Below are 18479 nucleotides of genomic sequence, written 5' to 3' on the forward strand. Positions count from 1 at the left end.
AAAAGACTCAGCGGGTTTGGCGATAACTCATACGTCTTGCTCGGTAAAAACGCCATGAGGGATTTTGCAGCGCCCGCATACCCGTACAATGGCTTGCCGACATTCACTCCGCCGCCTGCGCCAATGGCGTGCCCCCGGCGCGGATCACCGCAAGAAGCTCTTCACGGCGCTTGGCGGCCTTGGCCTCATTGGCCTCTTTCACCGGACCAAAACCGCGGATCGACAGCGGCAGTTCGGCCAGTGCGATGATCGCCTCGCGGGTTGCCTCGCTTAGCTTGGGCAGAACCTCATTCATATCCGCCTCGTATTGCCTGATCAGCGCGCGCTCCATGCGGCGTTCCTTGGTGCGCCCGAACGGATCAAACGGCGTACCGCGCAGGCGCCGGAGGCGGGCCAGGATGCGGAAAACACGCAAGATGCCCGGCCCGAATTCGCGTTTCACCGGGCGACCATCAGCCCCCATTTTGGACAGGATCGGCGGGGCAAGGTGGAACTGCATCTTGAAGTCATTGCCAAATTCCGCGCGCGCCTTATCCGCCGTTTCAAGGTGCAGGCGCGCAACCTCGTATTCATCCTTATAGGCCAAAAGCTTGTGATAGCCCTTGGCGACGGCCTCTTTCAGCGCTTCGTCCTCGATCCCCGCAAGCCGCTTTTCATAGCGCTTGGCAAGGCGCTTGCCCTGATAAGCGCGCAGGTGATCGGCACGATAGGCGATCTTTTCGGCCAGGTTTTTGGGTTTTTGCACCACATTCGGCGTCAGCACCGTGGCGACATCGCCGCGGTAGAGCGCCGCCCAACGGCCAATTTCAAAGGCGCGCAGGTTCTTTTCCACTGCCGCGCCGTTGAGGGTGATTGCCTGTGTGATCGCCTCATGGCTGATCGGCAAAAGCCCGCGCTGCCAGGCGGCGCCAAAGATCATCATATTGGAATAGATCGAATCGCCCATCACCGTCTTGGCCAGATCAGAGGCATCGAAAAGCTGCACATCGTCGCGAAGCCTTGCCTCAAGCGCCAGTTCAAGCCGGTCCGTAGGCAGATGAAATTCGGTGTTACGGGTGAAATCGCCGGTGATAATCTCGTGACGATTGACCACCGCGCCGGTGCGCCCGGCGCGCGTCAGGCCAAGGGTTTTCGCCCCCGCGCTGACCACGAGATCACCCCCGATCAAGGCGTCACATTCACCAGTTGCGACCCGGATCGCATTGATATCGCTTGGATTTTCCGCAAGGCGGCAATGAATATGCACGGCGCCGCCCTTTTGCGCGAGGCCGGCCATTTCCATCATGCCGGCACCCTTGCCATCAATCTGCGCCGCCTGTGCAAGCACCGCGCCGATCGTCACGACCCCGGTGCCGCCAACCCCGGTGATCACTACGTTATGGGTGCCGTTAATTGCGGGCAGTTCGGGCATGGGCATGTCGGGCAACACCAGATCAGCGGTCTGATCCTTGCGGATCACCGCGCCCTCTAGCGTGACAAAAGAGGGGCAGAAGCCCTTGATACAACTGAAATCTTTGTTACAGCTCGATTGGTCAATCGCGCGCTTGCGGCCAAGTTCGGTTTCGACCGGAACGATCGACACACAGTTCGATTGCACCCCGCAATCGCCACAGCCCTCGCAGACATCGGTGTTGATGAACACACGCTTGTCCGGGTCCGGAAACAGGCCCCGCTTGCGGCGGCGGCGCTTTTCGGCGGCGCAGGTCTGGACATAGATGATTGCCGAGACGCCTTTGACTTTCTCGAACCGTTTCTGCACCTCCATCAATTCATATCTCTCAAAGCATTCAACAGCTTGCGGAAAGGACTTAAGGTCGATGTCTTCCTTTTCATCATAGACAATGGCAAGGTGTTTCACCCCCATGGCGCGCAATTCGGCGGCAATGCGCGGCGCATCAAGCCCGCCGTCATTGGCCTGCCCGCCGGTCATCGCCACGGCGTCATTGTAGAGGATCTTGTAGGTCATCGTCGTGCCCGCCGCGAGGGCGGCGCGGATCGCCTGCACGCCGGAATGGTTATAGGTGCCGTCGCCAAGGTTCTGAAACACATGCCCGCGCGTGGAAAACGGCGCTTCGCCGATCCAGTTGGCGCCCTCGCCCCCCATATGGGTGAATCCGGTGGTCTCGCGGTCCATCCATTGCACCATGTAGTGACAGCCAATGCCGGCATAGGCGCGCGCGCCTTCGGGCAATTTGGTGCTGCTGTTATGCGGACAGCCCGCACAGAAATACGGCAGGCGGGTCGCGATTTCCTCGACGTTGTCGTTGCGCCGCGCCTCGGCCAGCGAGGCCAGCCCCGCCTTGATACGATCAGTACCGCGCCCCTCCTCGATCAGGATTTCGCCCAGCTTTTCGGCGATCAGGATCGGATCAAGCGCGCCGCGCGTCGGGAAAAGCTCTGGCCCGTGCATCGAGCCGGCACCGCCGCCCTTGTGCCAGCCATAAACCCGCCGTCCGTGGCGGTCGTTGAATATCGCCTCCTTGATCTGCACCTCGATCAGCTTGCGCTTTTCTTCAACCACCACGATCAGATCAAGCCCCTCGGCCCAATCGTGAAAGCCGCGCATATCAAGCGGGAAGGTCTGGCCGATCTTATAGGTCGTAAGGCCAAGCCGCTCGGCCTCGGCCGCATCTACGCCCAAAAGATCAAGCGCATGCACCAGATCAAGCCAGTTCTTGCCTGCCGCCACGAAACCGATCTTTGCGCCGGGCTTGCCCCAGATGCGCTTGTCCATCTTGTTGGCATGGCTGAACGCCTCGGCGGCAAAGCGTTTGTGATCGATCATCCGCGTTTCCTGATCGTGCGGCGTGTCGCCAAGGCGGATGTTCAACCCGCCCTCGGGCATCTCGAAGTCGGGCATGACAAGCTGCATCCGGTCGGGGCGACCATCAACCACCGAAGTGGCCTCGACCGTGTCCTTCATGGTCTTGAGCCCCACCCAAAGCCCCGAAAACCGCGACAAGGCGTAGCCATAGATGCCGTAATCCATGATTTCCTGCACGCCGGCCGGGCTGACCACGGGCATATAGGCATCGACCATCGCCCATTCGCTCTGATGCAACACGGTCGAGGATTCGCCGGTGTGATCATCGCCCATGGCCATCAACACGCCGCCATGTTTCGACGTGCCCGCCATATTGGCATGGCGCATCACATCGCCAGAGCGGTCCACACCGGGGCCCTTGCCGTACCAAAGACCAAAAACGCCGTCATATTTGCCCTCACCGCGCAGCTCTGCCTGCTGGCTGCCCCAAAGGGCGGTCGCGGCGAGATCCTCGTTCAGGCCTTCCTCGAACCGCACCTGAGCCGCCGCAAGATACTTGGCGGCGCGGTTCATCTGCATATCCACCGCCCCAAGCGGCGAGCCGCGATAGCCCGTAACATAGCCCGCCGTGTTCAACCCTGCCGCCCGGTCGCGCGCCGATTGCATCAACATCAGCCGCACAAGCGCCTGTGTGCCGTTCAGCAGAATCGGTGATTTTTCAAGATCGAACCGGTCGTTCAGCGATACCTGTTGCTTGCTCATGTCGTGCCTCCCTGAGGTTTGAGGACTATGCCATAATATACAGCGATATTAGGTCATAATTTATGACCTACCAAGGGGAATTTCACAAAAAAATCATTGACGCTCTATAATCTGGAACCAGTTCTCTGCTATTGCGTAACGGGCGCGCGTATCCTCAGAAAGTTAGTGTAATGGATTGGGACAAGCTTAGAATCTTTCATGCGGTGGCCGACGTCGGAAGCCTGACGCATGCCGGCGATCAGCTTCACCTGTCGCAATCCGCCGTCAGCCGCCAGATTCGCGCGCTGGAAGAGTCGCTCAATGCGACCCTGTTTCACCGCCATGCACGCGGGCTGATTCTCACTGAACAGGGCGAATTGCTGTTTGACGCCACGCGCGCCATGCTCAAACGGCTTGACGCCGCCACCGCCCGCATCCGCGACAGCGAGGAAGAGGTGTTCGGCGAATTGCGCGTCACCACCACGACCGGGTTCGGCACGCTATGGCTCGCGCCGCGTCTTGCCAAGCTTTACGAGAAATACCCTGACCTCAAGATCGACCTGATGCTGGAAGAGCGCGTGCTTGACCTGCCGATGCGCGAGGCCGATGTCGCCATCCGCATGAAAGAGCCAAGCCAGGCCGACCTGATCCGCAAGCGCCTGATGAGCGTGCACATGTGCCTTTATGCGACCCCCGGTTACCTTGAAACCCACGGCATCCCCGAGGTGATCGAGGATCTGCATGCCCACCGCCTGATCTGTCAGAACCCGCGCTCGGCGCAGGTCGGCGCCGGGGCGATGCTTGTGAACGAACTGATGACCAATGACATTCAGTCGATCCTGACGGTGAACAACTATTTCGGCGTGCTTCAGGGGGTTCTGCACAATCTCGGAATCGGCGTTCTGCCCGATTACCTGACGCGCGATTTTCCCGATCTGGTGCGTGTCCTGCCAGAGGTGCAATCGGTCGAAGTGCCGGTTTTCCTCGCCTATCCAGAAGAATTGCGCCAATCCAAACGCATTGCCGCCTTTCGCGACTTTGTTCAGGAAGAGATATTCACCTACCGTAAGCTGTTGAAAGAACAGGCTCTTAGCTAGTTAAATTGGCAGAGCTTGCACCAGCTATGCACAGACCGCATGGCGGGCATGCTGCACCTGCGGCATTATTTCCCTTGATCGGGCGATAGCGCGCCCTTAATTGCCTTTCATGACGGTGACAGCCGCAAGGCCGGTCACTATCATACCTCCCTGTTGGACTTCGGCCGAGCTTAGTGCTCGGCCTTTTTTTTGCCTGCACAGAATTTGGGCAAGTGGGGGCGTGTTGCCACTTGCGCGGGCATCCGGGGGCCGAGGTCAGATCACCGCAATGTCGCGCCCGGCAAAGGGCGAGAGCCTGCGCGGCGCGCCATCGGTGATCACGATATTCTCTTCATGCACCATGATCCGCCCCGGCGCGAGATCAACCCCCGGCTCAAGCGTGATCACCATGCCGGGTTCAAGCACCGTCTGATCCCCCGCCGTAAGCGACAGCCCCTCGGTCAGCTGCATGCCAAGCCCATGCCCCAGACGCCCGGCCTGTTCGCCGCCGCCGACGATATCGGCCATGGCGCGCCAGACATCGCTGGCCCGCGCCCCGGCACGCGCCGCGTCAAACCCCGCCTCTGTCGCCTCGATAAGCCGGTGATGCGCGCGGTTCTGCGCCTCGGTGGCATGGCCAATCGCGAAATTGCGGTCGTAATCGCAAAAATACCCGTCCCAAACCGCCCCGGTATCCAACATCAGAACATCGCCCGCCGCCAGCGGCAGCTCCGAGGCCGGCGAGATCACATCGCTATAGCCTTCCGGCCCAGCCCCGCCTGCAAGATAAGGCACCCAATCGGCGCCCTCTTCCAGCAACAGGCGTTGAAAGTCGCGAAACACCTGCGAGAGCGGCACGCCGGGCGCGGCAATCTCATGCACGCGGTCAAAGGCACGCCCCGCAAGCCCGCAAATATGCGCGACCTTGTCGATCTCGGCCTCTGATTTCACCGCCCGGAGCGCCGCCACGATCCCCGCATCGCCGCGCCACTCAAGCCCGCTGTCGCGTTTGACGCGGTCGAAATCCGCCAGCGGCATGCGGACATGGCTTTCCGGCCCCGAGGGCACGCCCACCGGGCCGCCGATCTCGCGCAGGGTCTCTGTCAAAAGCGACACACCGTCATCCTCGGGGTGCGGTGCGGGCCAGGTGCGGATATCGCTGATCCAGGTCTGCGCCATAAGGGCCGCGCCAATCGACGGGATCACCGCCACCGGCGCGCCCGAGAGCGGCACCACAAGAAACCACGGGCGGCTCGGGCTTTCCCAGAACCGCGTGAGATAGCCGGTGAAATAGCGGATTTCCGGCTCTGTCGTCAAAAGGATCGCGCCAAGGCCCGCCCGGTCCATCGCCGCCTGTGCGCGCGCCAGCCGCGCGGCGTATTCGCCCCGCGCAAAGCCGCGCTTCACCCCTCGGCCTCTTCGCTGATGATGCACAACACCCGCGCATCGGCGGGCAAATCCATCGCCTTCATCGCCGCAATCCCGGCGGCGCCCGATTGCGTGCTCGCCGCCCCCTGCGCGGCCAGTTCCGGCAAAATCGCGTCGGCCTCGTCATCGGTGATGGTCACGAACAGATCGGCGTCGCGCGCCAGCCCGGCAAGTGCAATCAACGAGGGCACCTTGCAGTCAAGCCGCCCCATGTTCGACACCGCCCCGGTGGTCTCGACCGGCTGCCCGGCGCGAATGCTGGCCTGAAGCGCGGGGGCGCGGTCGGGCTCGACGACGATGATCTCGGGCCCGTCGTCCCAGACATGGCGAAACCACGCCGCGCTCGCCCCGGCGAGCCCGCCAACCCCGGCCTGAAGGAAAATATGCGTCGGCGGTGCGGGCATCTGACGCGCGGCCTCTTCGGCCATGGCAAGGTATCCTTCCATCAAACGGTGCGGGATTTCAAAATACTCGGGCCATGAACTGTCCGACAAAAGCGTCCAGCCATTATCGGTCGCGGCGCGCATGGCGCCCTCCATGCTGGCCTCATAATTCGTGCCCTCGCGCACCACCTCGGCCCCCTTGGCGCGCAGACGCTCGGCAAAGCCCTCCGGCACGGTCTCGGCGAGGTAGATCACCGCTTGCGCCCCGAACAACCTCGCCCCTGCGGCGACGGAAAGCCCGTGATTGCCGGCACTTGCGGTTACATAAACCTGCCCGCTCAACGCCTGCGTCAGGTCATCAGCACCGGTTTCGGCGGCGCCGTGGGCAATCACATAGGCCGCCCCAAGCGCCTTGAAACTGCCAAGCCCCATCCGGGTGCGCTCGTCCTTGGCCCAAACCTCGGGCCCAAACCCGCTCAGCTTGACAAGCGGCGTCTCGGCCGCGGCCGGGCACCGCCCCAAAAGCCCGATAACCGCCGCCGCATCGGTACTTGGCATCGGCGCCCCGGCCAAAACGGCCTCGGGCAGGCCCCTGCCCCTCCACGGATTTTCCAGACGGTCCATGCTGCATCGCTCCTCTGACATTTTCCCGCAGGCAACGGCATTATTCCCCTAAGGTCAAGGCGGCATGTCACCGGCCCTGATTTCTTCTTGCTCCAAATATCCCCGCCGGAGGCTCCCACGGCGGCCACAGGCGCATCGGCCCGCGGATCAGGGCATTTCGCCCCCTTTCCCCGGCCTCGTGCTTGCTTTAAAGAAACGCGCAACCACAGCATTCAGGGGATTCCAGTCACATGCAGGAACCGGCAATCACGCCCGATCTGATCGAGGCCCATGGTCTTAAACCAGATGAATACGCTCGCATTCTCGAGATTATCGGCCGCGAGCCGTCGTTCACAGAACTCGGTATCTTTTCGGCGATGTGGAACGAACATTGCTCCTATAAATCCTCCAAGAAATGGCTGCGCACCCTGCCGACCACCGGCCCGCAAGTGATCTGCGGCCCCGGCGAAAACGCCGGCGTCGTTGATATCGGCGACGGTCAGGCGGTGATCTTCAAAATGGAATCGCACAACCACCCCAGCTATATCGAGCCATACCAGGGCGCGGCGACCGGCGTGGGCGGCATCCTGCGCGATGTCTTTACCATGGGCGCGCGCCCCATCGCCTCGATGAACTCACTTAGCTTTGGCGAGGTCGCGCATCACAAGACCCGCCAGCTTGTGCATGGCGTGGTGGCAGGCGTCGGCGGTTATGGCAACTGTTTCGGCGTGCCTTGCGCGGGTGGCGAGGTGCGCTTTGACGCGGCCTATAACGGCAATTGCCTTGTGAATGCCTTTGCCGCCGGTCTGGCGGATGCAGACAAGATTTTCTACTCGGCGGCCTCTGGTGTCGGAATGCCGGTCGTCTATCTCGGGGCCAAAACCGGGCGCGACGGGGTTGGCGGCGCCACCATGGCAAGCGCCGAATTCGACGAAAGCATCGAGGAAAAGCGCCCCACCGTTCAGGTGGGTGACCCCTTCACCGAAAAGCGCCTGATGGAGGCCACGCTTGAGCTGATGGCCACCGGCGCGGTGATCTCGATTCAGGATATGGGCGCGGCGGGTCTGACCTGTTCGGCCGTGGAAATGGGCGACAAGGGCGGGCTTGGCGTCAAGCTGCAACTCGATCACGTGCCACAGCGCGAAGAGAACATGACCGCCTATGAAATGATGCTCTCTGAAAGCCAGGAACGCATGCTGATGGTGCTGCGCCCCGAGCTTGAGGCAGAGGCGCGCGCCGTCTTCGACAAATGGGACCTCGATTTCGCCATCGTCGGCGAAACCATCCCCGAAGACCGTTTCCTGATCATGCAGGGTAATGAGGTCAAGGCCGATCTTCCGCTGGCCACGCTTGCCGGCAGCGCGCCGGAATATGACCGCCCCTGGGTCGCCACCGCCCCCGCCACGCCGCTTGACGATGACGCGGTGCCCCAGATTGACGCCATCGACGGGCTGCGCGCGCTGATCGGCTCGGTCAACTACTGTTCGCGCGAATGGGTGTACGAGCAATATGACACGATGGTCATGGCCGATACCGCCCGCGCGCCGGGCCTTGGCGGCGGGTTGATCCGCGTGCATGGCACCGACAAGCTCCTGGCCTTCACCAGCGACGTGACCCCGCGCTATGTCGCCGCCAACCCCTATGAGGGCGGCAAACAGGCGGTGGCCGAGGCCTATCGCAACCTCAGCGCGCTTGGCGCCACACCGCTGGCCTCGACCGACAACCTCAATTTCGGCAATCCCGAAAAACCCGAGATCATGGGCCAGTTCGTCGGCGCCCTCAAAGGCATCGGCGAGGCCTGTAGCGCGCTGGATATGCCGATCGTGTCGGGCAATGTCTCGCTTTACAACGAGACTGACGGCGCCGCGATCCTGCCGACACCGACGATTGGCGCGGTGGGGCTTATTGCAAATGCCGATCTGGCGATCACCGGCGAGGTCCGCGAGGGCCATGTGGCGCTTGTCTTGGGCGAAACGGTCGGCCACCTTGGCCAATCGGCCCTGCTGGCCGAGGTCTTCAACCGGGTCGAGGGCGACGCCCCCCCGGTCGATCTTGCCGCCGAGAAACGCCACGGCGATTTCATCCGCGCCAATCACACGCTGATCAAGGCCTGCACCGACCTTTCGGATGGCGGCCTGGCCCTTGCCGCCTTCGAGCTGGCCGAGGCGGCGGGCGTCGGCGTTCATCTCGACAGCGGCGACACGGCGACGCTCTTTGGCGAGGATCAGGGGCGCTACCTTATCGCCTGTAACTTCGATCAGGCCGAGGCGCTTATGATTGCCGCCGGACAGGCCCATGTGCCGGTGCACTCCGTGGGCAAATTTGGCGGCGACTCGGTGAAATTTGGCGCGAGCGACGCGCCGCTGGCCGAGCTTTCGGCGATCTATCGCGGTGCATTCGGCGAGACCTTCGCCTGATCACGTTTTGCTGAGTGCCATAGCGGCCCCGCGCCCGCTATGGCACAATCTTCGCCAGTGCCCATGAAAGGACTGTCGATGATCCGATTTCTTCTGGCCGCAACCCTCGCGCTTGCGGCGCCCCTTGCCGCCGCGCAAGACACCGCCCCGCAACCCGAAGCCGACCTTCCCGCCAAGGCGCCGATGACGCTTGCCCGGCTTGATGAAATCATCCGCGCGCTTGACCCCGAGGCCCAGACAAACGGGCGCTTCTGGCAGATGACGATCGCCGATGTACAGGTCATGATCATCACCGACGAGGCCGCCGACCGGATGCGTGCCATCTCACCTGTGCGCAAACTCGAGGAGATGAGCCAGGAGGATATCACCCGCGTTCTTCAGGCCAATTTCGACTCTGCCCTTGATGCGCGCTATGCCATCGCCAAGGACGTGCTCTGGTCGGCTTTTATACATCCTCTCCGGGCGCTTGAAAAAGAAGAATTCATTTCCGGCCTCGGGCAGGTCGTGAACCTCGCCGAAAGCTATGGCACGCTTTATTCCGGCGGTGCGCTTCAGTTTGGCGGCGGCGACAGCGGCGCCTTGCAGCGCCAGTTGATCGACGAGCTTTTGAAAAAGGGGCAGGAAATCTGACCGGAGGACAGAGGGGGCTGCCCCCAAGGCCCCGCGCCTTTCCCCCGGGATATTTCTGGCCAGAAGAAGCCCTGTCAGGTCGATGAGGCCACCCGCGCATCTTGCACTTGGGTATGGCGCGCTCTACATCTGTGGCAACCGCCCAAAGGAGACCCCCGCATGGCCCTACTTGCCTCTGACCTAGAAGCCCTGATCCGCCAGACCCTTCCCGATGCCAAGATCACCGTACAAGGCGATGACGGGGTGCATTTCTCAGCCGAAGTGATTGACGAAAGCTTTCGGGGAATGAACCGCGTTCAGCAACAGCGCGCGGTGTATGCCGCCCTCAAGGGCAAGATGGACGGGCCGAACGGCGCGATTCACGCGCTTGCCCTGACCACCAAGGCGCCGGAATAGGCGCGCACCACTTTTCTCCCGCTTTATCCGAAGCGGCCCGATGACAAGGACCTTTCCAAATGACCGATGCAAAAACCCAGATCGAAGAGACCGTAAAAGCCAATGACGTGGTGCTTTACATGAAAGGCACCAAGGACATGCCGCAATGCGGGTTCTCATCGCGCGTGGCCGGTGTTCTAAACTTCATGGGCGTCGATTTTGCCGATGTGAACGTTCTCGCAGACGAGGCAATCCGTCAGGGCGTCAAGGATTATTCCGACTGGCCCACCGTGCCGCAGCTATACGTCAAAGGCGAATTCGTCGGCGGTTGTGACATCATCACCGAAATGACCCTTTCGGGCGAACTCGACCAGTTGTTCGAGAAATCCGGCGTCAGCTATGACAAGGCAGCGGCGGACAAGATTCGCGAAGCCAACGCCTGATCTTTTACGCGCAGGCCATGACAGGTTTGCAAGGCGGCTCCTCATAAGAGGTGGCCGCCTTTTTCATGTCTGGCGGGTCCAGCCCCAGAGGCAAAGCATCTCCATCGCCACATGAGCGCCCGCAATCGCCGTCGCACCAGTGGTATCATAGGCCGGTGACACCTCGACCACATCGCCACCAACGAGGTTGATCCCCGCAAGATCGCGCAGGATGATCGCCGCCTGCGCCGTACTTAGCCCGCCCCAGACCGGCGTGCCCGTACCCGGCGCAAAGGCGGGGTCAAGACAGTCGATATCGAAGGTCATATAAACATTAGCTTCGCCGACTATTCCCTTGATTTTGCTTGATGTCCTCTCGGGGCCCGCTGAATGGACCTCGCGCGCGTCAATCGTGGTTATGCCCAAGGTATCGGGGTTCTCGGTCCGAATGCCCACCTGAACCGAGCGTTTGGGGTCAATCAGCCCGAGCTTGACCGCCTTGTAGAACATCGTGCCGTGATCGACGCGGTCCATATCGTCATCGACCCAGGTGTCGGAATGGGCATCGAACTGCACCAGGGCCAACGGCCCGAACTTCTCAGCGTAAGCCTTTAAAATAGGGAAAGAAATATAGTGATCGCCACCAATCGCAATGCTGGCCGCACCGGCGTCAAGAATGCCCCGGATATGAGCGGTCAAGGCGCCGGGAAAGGCGGGCACATTGGCATAATCAAACGCCAGATCGCCGTAATCCACGACATTGAGCGCGCTCAACGGATCATACCCGCCCCAGCCATAGGGCGGATCGAACACCTGCAGGGCACTCGCCTCGCGGATCGCACGCGGGCCAAGCCGCGTGCCGGGGCGATTTGTGACGCCCTGATCAAAGGGCACCCCGGTGATCGCCACATCGACGCCGCTCAGGTCCTTGGTATAACGGCGACGGGCAAAAGACGTAGCCCCGCCAAAGGTGTTCTCAAAACTCAAACCACGCAAGCTTTGCCGCGTAAACGCCTGATCCACCTGTTTTTTTGCATCTTCCAATGCCATCATACCATCCTTTTATTCGGTCTTTGCCAGCGGCTGTGCACGCTCTACAAGGCGCGCGAAAAACGAAGCGCCCACCGGGGCGACCGCATCATTGAAATCAAATCCGGGATGATGCAGGCCGGGGCCCTCTCCCTGACCCAGAAACAGATAGGAGCCGGGACGCGCCTCCAGCATATAGGAAAAATCCTCGGCGCCCATTTCGCGCGGGCGATCCTCGATCACCGACGCCTCGCCCACCACCTCGCGCGCCACTTGGGCGGCAAAGCGGGTCTTCTCAGCGTCATTATAGGTTGCCGGATAGCCAAGCTCGATCCGGACCTCGGCGCGCACCCCGTAAGAGGCCGCCTGCCCTTCGGCCACCTCGCGCAGGCGACGATGCACCATCTGCTGCACCTCGGCGGTAAAGGTGCGGATCGTGGCGTTGATATAGGCGGTTTCGGGGATCACGTTATCTGCGCTGCCGGTGTGTATCTGGGTGACCGAGATCACCAGATCATCCAGCGGATTGCGGTTGCGGCTTACGATGGTCTGGATCGCCTGCACGATGCCGACGGCGGCGACCACCGGATCGCGGGTTTCATGCGGCATGGCGCCATGGCCGCCCTCTCCGATCACCTCGATATGCAGCGTATCCACCGCCGCCATGATCGGCCCCGGCGTGGTTTCAAACGTGCCAGCCGCCACCCCCGGCAGGGTATGCAAAGCATAAACCTGATCAATGGCGTAGCGATCCATGATGCCCTCGTCGACCATCACCTGCCCGCCGCCGGGCCCCTCTTCCGCGGGCTGAAAGATAAGCACCACACGCCCCGCGAAATTGCGGGTCTCGGCAAGGTATCTGGCTGCCCCAAGCAACATCGTGGTGTGCCCGTCATGGCCACAGGCATGCATCTTGCCCGCCCGCTTCGAGGCCCAATCGGCGCCGGTTGTCTCGTTGATCGGCAGGGCATCCATATCGGCGCGCAAGCCGATGCATGGGCCGTCGCCCGTGCCCTCGATCACCGCCACCACTCCGCTCGTGGCGATGCCCTCTTCGATCTGGGTGATGCCAAACGCGCGCAGCCGCTCGACCACAAAGCCCGCGGTCTCGTGACAGTCAAAACCCAACTCCGGGGTTTCATGCAGATGGCGCCGCCAGGCGGTCATGTCGTCGGCAAAGCCGGCGATGCGGTTGATCACGGCCATCTCTGGACATCCTTTTGCTCACGCGTCAGGGTCCACTCAACCCCAAAGACGAGAGCACCGCAATGGCCGATGACACCCTCATTCACGATCCAAACGGCGGGTTGCCCCGGCTGATCGCCATCATGCGCGCGCTGCGTGATCCCGCATCGGGCTGTCCCTGGGATATCGAACAGGATTTTGCCAGTATCGCGCCCTACACCATCGAAGAGGCCTATGAGGTCGCCGATGCGATCGAGCGCGAGGAATGGGGCGAATTGCGCGGCGAGTTGGGGGATTTGCTGTTGCAGGTGATCTTTCACGCGCAAATCGCCGAGGATAGTGGATTGTTTGATGTCCATGACGTGGCCAACGCGATTTCCGACAAGATGGTCGCGCGTCACCCGCATGTGTTTAGCGACGAATCGCGCGATAAATCCGCCGAGCAGCAAACCCGCGACTGGGAGGCGATCAAGGCAGTCGAGCGCGCGGCCCAGGCCCAGACCGGTACGCTTGACGGCGTGGCCCAGGGCCTGCCTGCGCTTTTGCGCGCCGTCAAGCTTCAGAAACGCGCCGCGCGGGTCGGGTTTGACTGGCCAGAGGTTGGTCAGGTCCTCGACAAGATCACCGAAGAGGTCGGCGAGCTGCAAGAGGCGGCGGCCGATCTGCCACAGGAAAAGATCGAGGAAGAATTCGGTGACCTGCTCTTCGTGATGGCCAACCTTGCGAGGCATATGAACCTCTGCCCCGAGACCGCCCTGCGTGGCGCAAATGCCAAATTCACCCGCCGCTTTGGCCGGATAGAGGCGCTCTTGTCCGAGCAGGGCAAAACCCCGGCGCAGTCTGATCTGGCGGAAATGGATGCACTTTGGGATCGCGCCAAGCTGGAAGAACGGCGCGACTCCTAAGCGGTGATCACGACATGCCCAAAGCTTCTTTGTACATCTCAAGCACCGCTTCTTCTTCGGCAATATCGTCCTTGTCGCGCTTGCGCAACGAAATCACCTTGCGCAGAACCTTGGTGTCATAGCCGCGCGATTTCGCCTCGGCCATCACTTCTTTCTGCTGCTCGGCGATGTCCTTTTTCTCGGCATCCAGCCGCTCGAAGCGCTCGATGAACTGGCGCAACTCGTCTGCGGTTACGCGGTAGGTCGAGTCGGAATTCATGTCGTTCATGGGCTGTCTCCGGTCAATTGGGCCTTCTGACTATAGCCGCGCGCGCGGCTCTGCAAGATGCTTCTGCATGGTTGTCCGACTTGCGCAACGGCGCAACTTCGACTAGGCGCAGCGCATCAAGATCGCACCATAAAGGAGCACGCGATGGAAATTCTGATCTGGCTTGGAGCTGCGGTTTCACTGGCGGGCCTGGTGGGGCTGATCTGGTGCATTGTGACCGTCTGGAAGGCGCGCAAGGCAGGGCTGAGCGACGAAGCCATGCGCGCGACCATGCAAAAGGTGGTGCCGATCAACACGGCGGCGCTGTTCCTGTCGGTGATCGGGCTGATGATGGTGGTGATCGGAATCCTGCTAAGCTAGGCCGCGCCCGCACGACCAAAGAACCCCTGACCGTTCTTGACCAGATCAAGGATCATCGGCTCTGGCGCCCAGATCGGCGCGGAGCGCGCGGCAAGCGCTTTCATGTCTTTCAGAACCGCCATGAGGCTGCGCTGATCCGCTTGCATAAGCGGGCCGCCGCGCGCGCGATCATAGTTGTATCCGCGCACCATGAGCACATCGATATCCGACGCCCGCTGAACGGCTTGTGCCGCCAGCATCCGGGCCGCAGCGTTGATCAGCGCCGCATGAAGCGCGTGACGCGGCGCGACGTCGCCAAGCACCTCGCTGACGGCGCGACCGGCCTCGGCCAGGCCCTTGGCAGGGCGTGGTCCTTCAGGGGGATAGTCGTAAAATCCACGCCCGACAAAGCGCCCCTTGGCGCCCTTGGCAAGCCGCTCTTCCAGTGGCCCGGCCCAGCCATTGCCAAGCCCGATGTCACCTGCCGCCGCTTTCAATCGCTGCTCGACCTGCGCCAGCCCCTCGCTATCCATCATCAGGAACGGCCCCGCGCGCAAGCCAAGGCGCTGAGCGGCCTGATCCACCCGCAGCGGCGTCAACCCGCCGCGCATCAGATCAAGCGCCGCAAGATAAAGCGCCGCCGTCATGCCATGCCCCAGCCCCGCACCGGCGGCCGGTTGGGCGGCGCGCACGGCGACCCGGCCCATATCGGCACACATGCGCGCAAGGCTTGCAACAGCGGCAGGCGCGGCTCCTGTCTCGACGGCGATTTCAACAAGCCGCTGGCTATGGGCCGGGCGATAGATCCGCAAACCGAGGCCCACACCGGCCAATCCCGCGCCGATGTCAACGCGCGCGCCCACACCGCCCTTGCGCGGTGTCGGCAGATGGGCACCCGCCACACGCCTGCCGCGTGCGTCAAGCACAAGGTCCGCCCAGCCGTCTGTTGCGCCCTCGGTGAGGCGAGCAATCCGGGCGTCACGCCCTGCGGCATCAAGTCGACCATTGTCGACCGCATCATCCAAAATCCGCTTGAGGCGCAATGCCAGATCACCGTCGGTGACCCGGACATCTTTGCCTGCATCAACAAACAGCATCCCGAGATCGGCCAGGGTTGCGGCGTCGCCGCCCACAAGCGCGATCCGGTTGAGCGGCTGTGCCGTGCCCTGCGCCAGCTCCGGCATGATCGCCGCGCGCCGCTCTGCCGCAAAGATGTGGCGTTGCGCGCGCGCCTCGGCACTCGTCAGGCGATCCTCGAACAACGCCTGTTCAAACTCCAGCCCCTGCTCGAACGGCAACAGCTGTGCCGCCTCGACTGCGCGCACGATATCGGCACCGGCCCCGCCCTGTCCGGCGAGGCGTTCGGCCACAAGGCCAAGCGCGCGCTGATAGGCGGCGGGATCGGTTAGCCCGCGCTCGCGGTCACGGGTGCGCACCCAACTGCCCCTATCGGCCAGTTTGCGCGCCAGGGTGACCGCCGTCGCCAGCGGATCATCCGGGGTGATCTGGTCAAAAAACAACCGAAGGCGCGGATCAGAGGCCGCAACCGGCTTGCCCGAGAGCATCAGTTCAAGCGCGACCTGCGCGCCCACAAGGCGCGGCGCGCGCTGTGTGACCCCGGCGCCGGGGATCATGCCAAGGCTTATTTCCGGCAGCGCCAGCCGCGTCGTGGCCTGCGCCACGCGGGCATGCGCCGCAAGCGCCAGCCCGACCCCCGCCCCAAGAACAGAGCCGTGCAAGGCCGCGACCACAGGTTTGGGAAAGTCTTCGATCTCGCGGCAAAGCGCACTGACCCAGGGGCTGGCCAGCGGGCCGTCATATTCCGTAAGATCCACACCCGATGAAAACCCCGTCCCGGCCCCGCAGATCACAACGCCGCGTACGGCGTCTTCCTGCGCGGCCTCGCAGAGGGCGGCTGACAGATCGGCGCGCAACTGCGGCGCAAGCGCATTGGCAACGGGCCGGTTCATCCGCAGGACGGCCATCCCATCACGGCGCTCACTCTGAATTTGTCCGGTCACATCATACCCGCCCAAAACACCTGTTTGCTGCATCAATTACTACGGGGAATTGACGCACACGCAAGCGCAGGGCGGCGTTAACCGAAAGATCAGACCGGCATGTTGTCGAATTGCGCCTCAATCGCCTCGCGAAGCAATTCCTCATGCAGACGCTTTGTTGCCGCAGGAACGGCCTCGCCCTCGGCATTCAGGCGCTCGATGACACGGCGCACCTGTGGCTCATAGCGATAGCGGGTTTGACTGTCGGCCTGTGAAATCTGAGCACTCAGGCGGTCCATTTCGGGCGTTGTGTTGGTCATGGTCATCCTCCCAGATGGTGTAATCTACCTTAACGTGCATTTTTCAGTCGGAACAGAAATAAAATCCGCTCATGACGTGGACAAGACAGCGCATCAGTCGTGCTGCGCGGCACAGGTCCGGCACAGCGGCGTTTCGGGCAAAATATCAAGCCGTTCGGGCGCAATCTGCTCGCCACAGGCCGTACAGGTGCCGTAATTGCCGTCCCGTATCCGCCCAAGGGCGGCACGAATCCGCGCAATTTCGTCCTGTCCGCTCTGGCCGAGATGCTCCAGCACCTCGTCATCCTCGCGCTCGGCCGCCATTTCATCCCAATCCTTGGACTTTGGCGAATCAAGCTCGCTCTCGATGGCGTGCAGACGCTTGTCGAGTTCGCCAAGACGAGCCATCAGCGCATCGCGATATTTCTGTGTGTTGATCATGACGATCCTCCATGCTGCCCAGAGATTAGGGCAGTGCTGCAGATGGGACTTTGATACAGGTCAATCCGAGCAATCGGATGCGGCGCTGATGGCGGCCATGGCCATGCCTGCGCACGCCCCTAGCTTTCATATGGAATCAGATCGCCCTCTTCGCCCATCTCGCCGTAGGAATCAAAGTCGCTGGCAATGGGTTGCTCCACCGCCTCGGGGATATCCGCCACCTTGCGCACCGTCATTGCCGGCGCGGGTTTGGCCGGTGGGGTGACCTCTGGCGCGTCTGCGCGCTCTGTCGGCGCAAGATCCGGCAACGGCGCCGCCGCCGATGATACAAGCCGCACCGCCCGCCAGCCGTTCATCTGGCCAAGCCGCGCCTCGGCCACCAGATGCCCGGTGGTGCCAAGAACCTGCGCCGTGCCAAGGCATTCGGGCGAGACCGGCACAAGCATGCCCGGCTTGAACGCCCAGATATCCTTGAGTTGCAGGCTGACGCGCGCAAGCGCCACGTCAAGCACCACCGGCGCGTTGATCGCCACATCCCGGATGCTCGGTTGCGCGCCCGTCGCGGTGGTCTTCTTGCCGCTCGGCTTTGCGGCTTTCGGCGGCGCCACCGGCAACAATACGCTCAAGCAGCCGGTTTTCGCCCCCGGCCCCAGATCTGCCGTGATGCGAAACAGGTCGTAGTCCGGCGCCGTCATCGCCAGCGACAGGCTGCGCGTATCCTCGACCATGTCGCCATACTCGAACTTGCGGGGTTGATAGCCCTCAACCCCGCCGGCCATCTGTCCGTCAAACCCCGACAGCAGGGCATTGATCAGCGGCGCCACCATCGCCGCATCGGTGCGCGTTGCAGGCCTCGGCTGTGCCGCGCCCTGACGCACGGCGCCTGTGGTCTGCACCTCGATCAGCCCTGCCAGAAACTGTGGATCAAGCGACAGCGCGCCGCGCGGGCCATTTTCGCCCTCAAGCAGCAACAAAAGCCCCTCTTCGCCAAGCGCCTTGGCAAGATCGCTCAGCGGCACGCGCAATTGCTCGACCGTGACAACCGTCAGCGCGAGATCAAACATCGTGTCGGCGGTACGCGCCAGCGACAGCCGCAGCGCCCTGGCGGGCGACATGAGCCGCGAATCAAACCCACCGCGGGCAGCCTGTGCCTTGCGATGAATTACTGAGTGTT

The 18479-nt window shown here is 62.4% G+C and carries 17 protein-coding genes; 7 read left to right on the forward strand and 10 right to left on the reverse strand.

The genetic code is table 11. The features are described 5' to 3' along the window. Window positions 1-103: 103 nt before the first annotated feature. Window positions 104-3526, reverse strand: a complete 3423-nt coding sequence (locus BUB78_RS01980; protein ID WP_073194371.1) for an indolepyruvate ferredoxin oxidoreductase family protein — start codon at window positions 3524-3526, stop codon at window positions 104-106. A 170-nt stretch (window positions 3527-3696) separates the two neighbouring features. Here BUB78_RS01980 and BUB78_RS01985 point away from each other — a divergent pair, with 170 nt between their 5' ends. Next, window positions 3697-4602 (forward strand): LysR family transcriptional regulator, encoded by a 906-nt coding sequence (locus BUB78_RS01985; protein ID WP_073194374.1) that lies wholly within the window; start codon window positions 3697-3699, stop codon window positions 4600-4602. Window positions 4603-4857: 255 nt separating this feature from the next. On the opposite strand, the gene BUB78_RS01990 is transcribed toward BUB78_RS01985, so the two are convergent. Both BUB78_RS01990 and BUB78_RS01995 read right to left on the reverse strand, forming a co-directional pair. Then, window positions 4858-5988: a M24 family metallopeptidase gene (locus BUB78_RS01990; protein ID WP_073194377.1), complete on the reverse strand. Its 1131-nt coding sequence runs from the start codon at window positions 5986-5988 to the stop codon at window positions 4858-4860. Continuing rightward, window positions 5985-7016, reverse strand: a complete 1032-nt coding sequence (locus BUB78_RS01995; RefSeq protein WP_073194380.1) for a pyridoxal-phosphate dependent enzyme — start codon at window positions 7014-7016, stop codon at window positions 5985-5987. Before BUB78_RS01995 ends, BUB78_RS01990 begins: the two co-directional genes overlap by 4 nt. 230 nt (window positions 7017-7246) lie before the next feature. On the opposite strand from BUB78_RS01995, the gene purL reads away from it, so the two are divergent. From purL to grxD, 4 genes are all read left to right on the forward strand, one after another. Further along, window positions 7247-9412 (forward strand): phosphoribosylformylglycinamidine synthase subunit PurL, encoded by a 2166-nt coding sequence (purL, locus tag BUB78_RS02000; protein WP_073194382.1) that lies wholly within the window; start codon window positions 7247-7249, stop codon window positions 9410-9412. 78 nt (window positions 9413-9490) lie between these two features. Continuing rightward, the gene (locus BUB78_RS02005) at window positions 9491-10042 is read left to right on the forward strand and encodes a type III secretion system chaperone family protein (protein ID WP_073194649.1); all 552 of its coding nucleotides are present in this window, start codon (window positions 9491-9493) and stop codon (window positions 10040-10042) included. A gap of 159 nt (window positions 10043-10201) precedes the next feature. Beyond that, a complete protein-coding gene (locus tag BUB78_RS02010) occupies window positions 10202-10438 on the forward strand; it encodes a BolA/IbaG family iron-sulfur metabolism protein (protein WP_073194385.1) in 237 nt (78 codons plus the stop codon). 59 nt (window positions 10439-10497) lie between these two features. Continuing rightward, on the forward strand, window positions 10498-10860 hold the full coding sequence (grxD, locus tag BUB78_RS02015) for a Grx4 family monothiol glutaredoxin (protein WP_073194388.1): 363 nt from the start codon (window positions 10498-10500) through the stop codon (window positions 10858-10860). A gap of 63 nt (window positions 10861-10923) precedes the next feature. Here the strand turns inward: grxD and speB are convergent, their stop codons facing one another. Both speB and BUB78_RS02025 read right to left on the reverse strand, forming a co-directional pair. Next, the gene (gene speB / locus BUB78_RS02020; protein WP_073194652.1) at window positions 10924-11889 is read right to left on the reverse strand and encodes an agmatinase; all 966 of its coding nucleotides are present in this window, start codon (window positions 11887-11889) and stop codon (window positions 10924-10926) included. A 12-nt stretch (window positions 11890-11901) separates the two neighbouring features. Continuing rightward, window positions 11902-13074, reverse strand: coding sequence for a M20 aminoacylase family protein (locus BUB78_RS02025; protein WP_073194391.1), 1173 nt, complete (start codon window positions 13072-13074; stop codon window positions 11902-11904). Window positions 13075-13136: 62 nt separating this feature from the next. Here BUB78_RS02025 and mazG point away from each other — a divergent pair, with 62 nt between their 5' ends. After that, a complete protein-coding gene (gene mazG, locus BUB78_RS02030) occupies window positions 13137-13958 on the forward strand; it encodes a nucleoside triphosphate pyrophosphohydrolase (protein ID WP_073194655.1) in 822 nt (273 codons plus the stop codon). A 7-nt stretch (window positions 13959-13965) separates the two neighbouring features. Here the strand turns inward: mazG and BUB78_RS02035 are convergent, their stop codons facing one another. Next, window positions 13966-14226 carry a DUF2312 domain-containing protein gene (locus tag BUB78_RS02035; RefSeq protein WP_073194394.1) on the reverse strand — a complete coding sequence of 87 codons (261 nt, stop codon included), beginning with the start codon at window positions 14224-14226 and terminating at the stop codon, window positions 13966-13968. Between the two features lie 144 nt (window positions 14227-14370). Here BUB78_RS02035 and BUB78_RS02040 point away from each other — a divergent pair, with 144 nt between their 5' ends. Beyond that, window positions 14371-14586 (forward strand): hypothetical protein, encoded by a 216-nt coding sequence (locus BUB78_RS02040; RefSeq protein WP_073194397.1) that lies wholly within the window; start codon window positions 14371-14373, stop codon window positions 14584-14586. On the opposite strand, the gene BUB78_RS02045 is transcribed toward BUB78_RS02040, so the two are convergent. From BUB78_RS02045 to BUB78_RS02060, 4 genes are all read right to left on the reverse strand, one after another. After that, complete coding sequence (locus BUB78_RS02045) at window positions 14583-16619, reverse strand: enoyl-CoA hydratase-related protein (RefSeq protein WP_073194398.1); 2037 nt, start codon at window positions 16617-16619, stop codon at window positions 14583-14585. The two genes, BUB78_RS02040 and BUB78_RS02045, sit on opposite strands and share 4 nt — an antisense overlap. 56 nt (window positions 16620-16675) lie before the next feature. Next, on the reverse strand, window positions 16676-16885 hold the full coding sequence (locus tag BUB78_RS02050) for a hypothetical protein (protein WP_084732731.1): 210 nt from the start codon (window positions 16883-16885) through the stop codon (window positions 16676-16678). A gap of 93 nt (window positions 16886-16978) precedes the next feature. Further along, entirely contained in the window at window positions 16979-17305 is a 327-nt protein-coding gene (locus BUB78_RS02055) for a TraR/DksA family transcriptional regulator (protein WP_073194404.1), read from the reverse strand. 119 nt (window positions 17306-17424) lie between these two features. After that, window positions 17425-18420 (reverse strand): FliM/FliN family flagellar motor switch protein, encoded by a 996-nt coding sequence (locus BUB78_RS02060; RefSeq protein ID WP_073194406.1) that lies wholly within the window; start codon window positions 18418-18420, stop codon window positions 17425-17427. Window positions 18421-18479: the final 59 nt, after the last annotated feature.

Origin of the sequence: Roseovarius marisflavi, assembly GCF_900142625.1 — a bacterium.
Taxonomy (GTDB): Bacteria; Pseudomonadota; Alphaproteobacteria; order Rhodobacterales; family Rhodobacteraceae; genus Roseovarius; species Roseovarius marisflavi.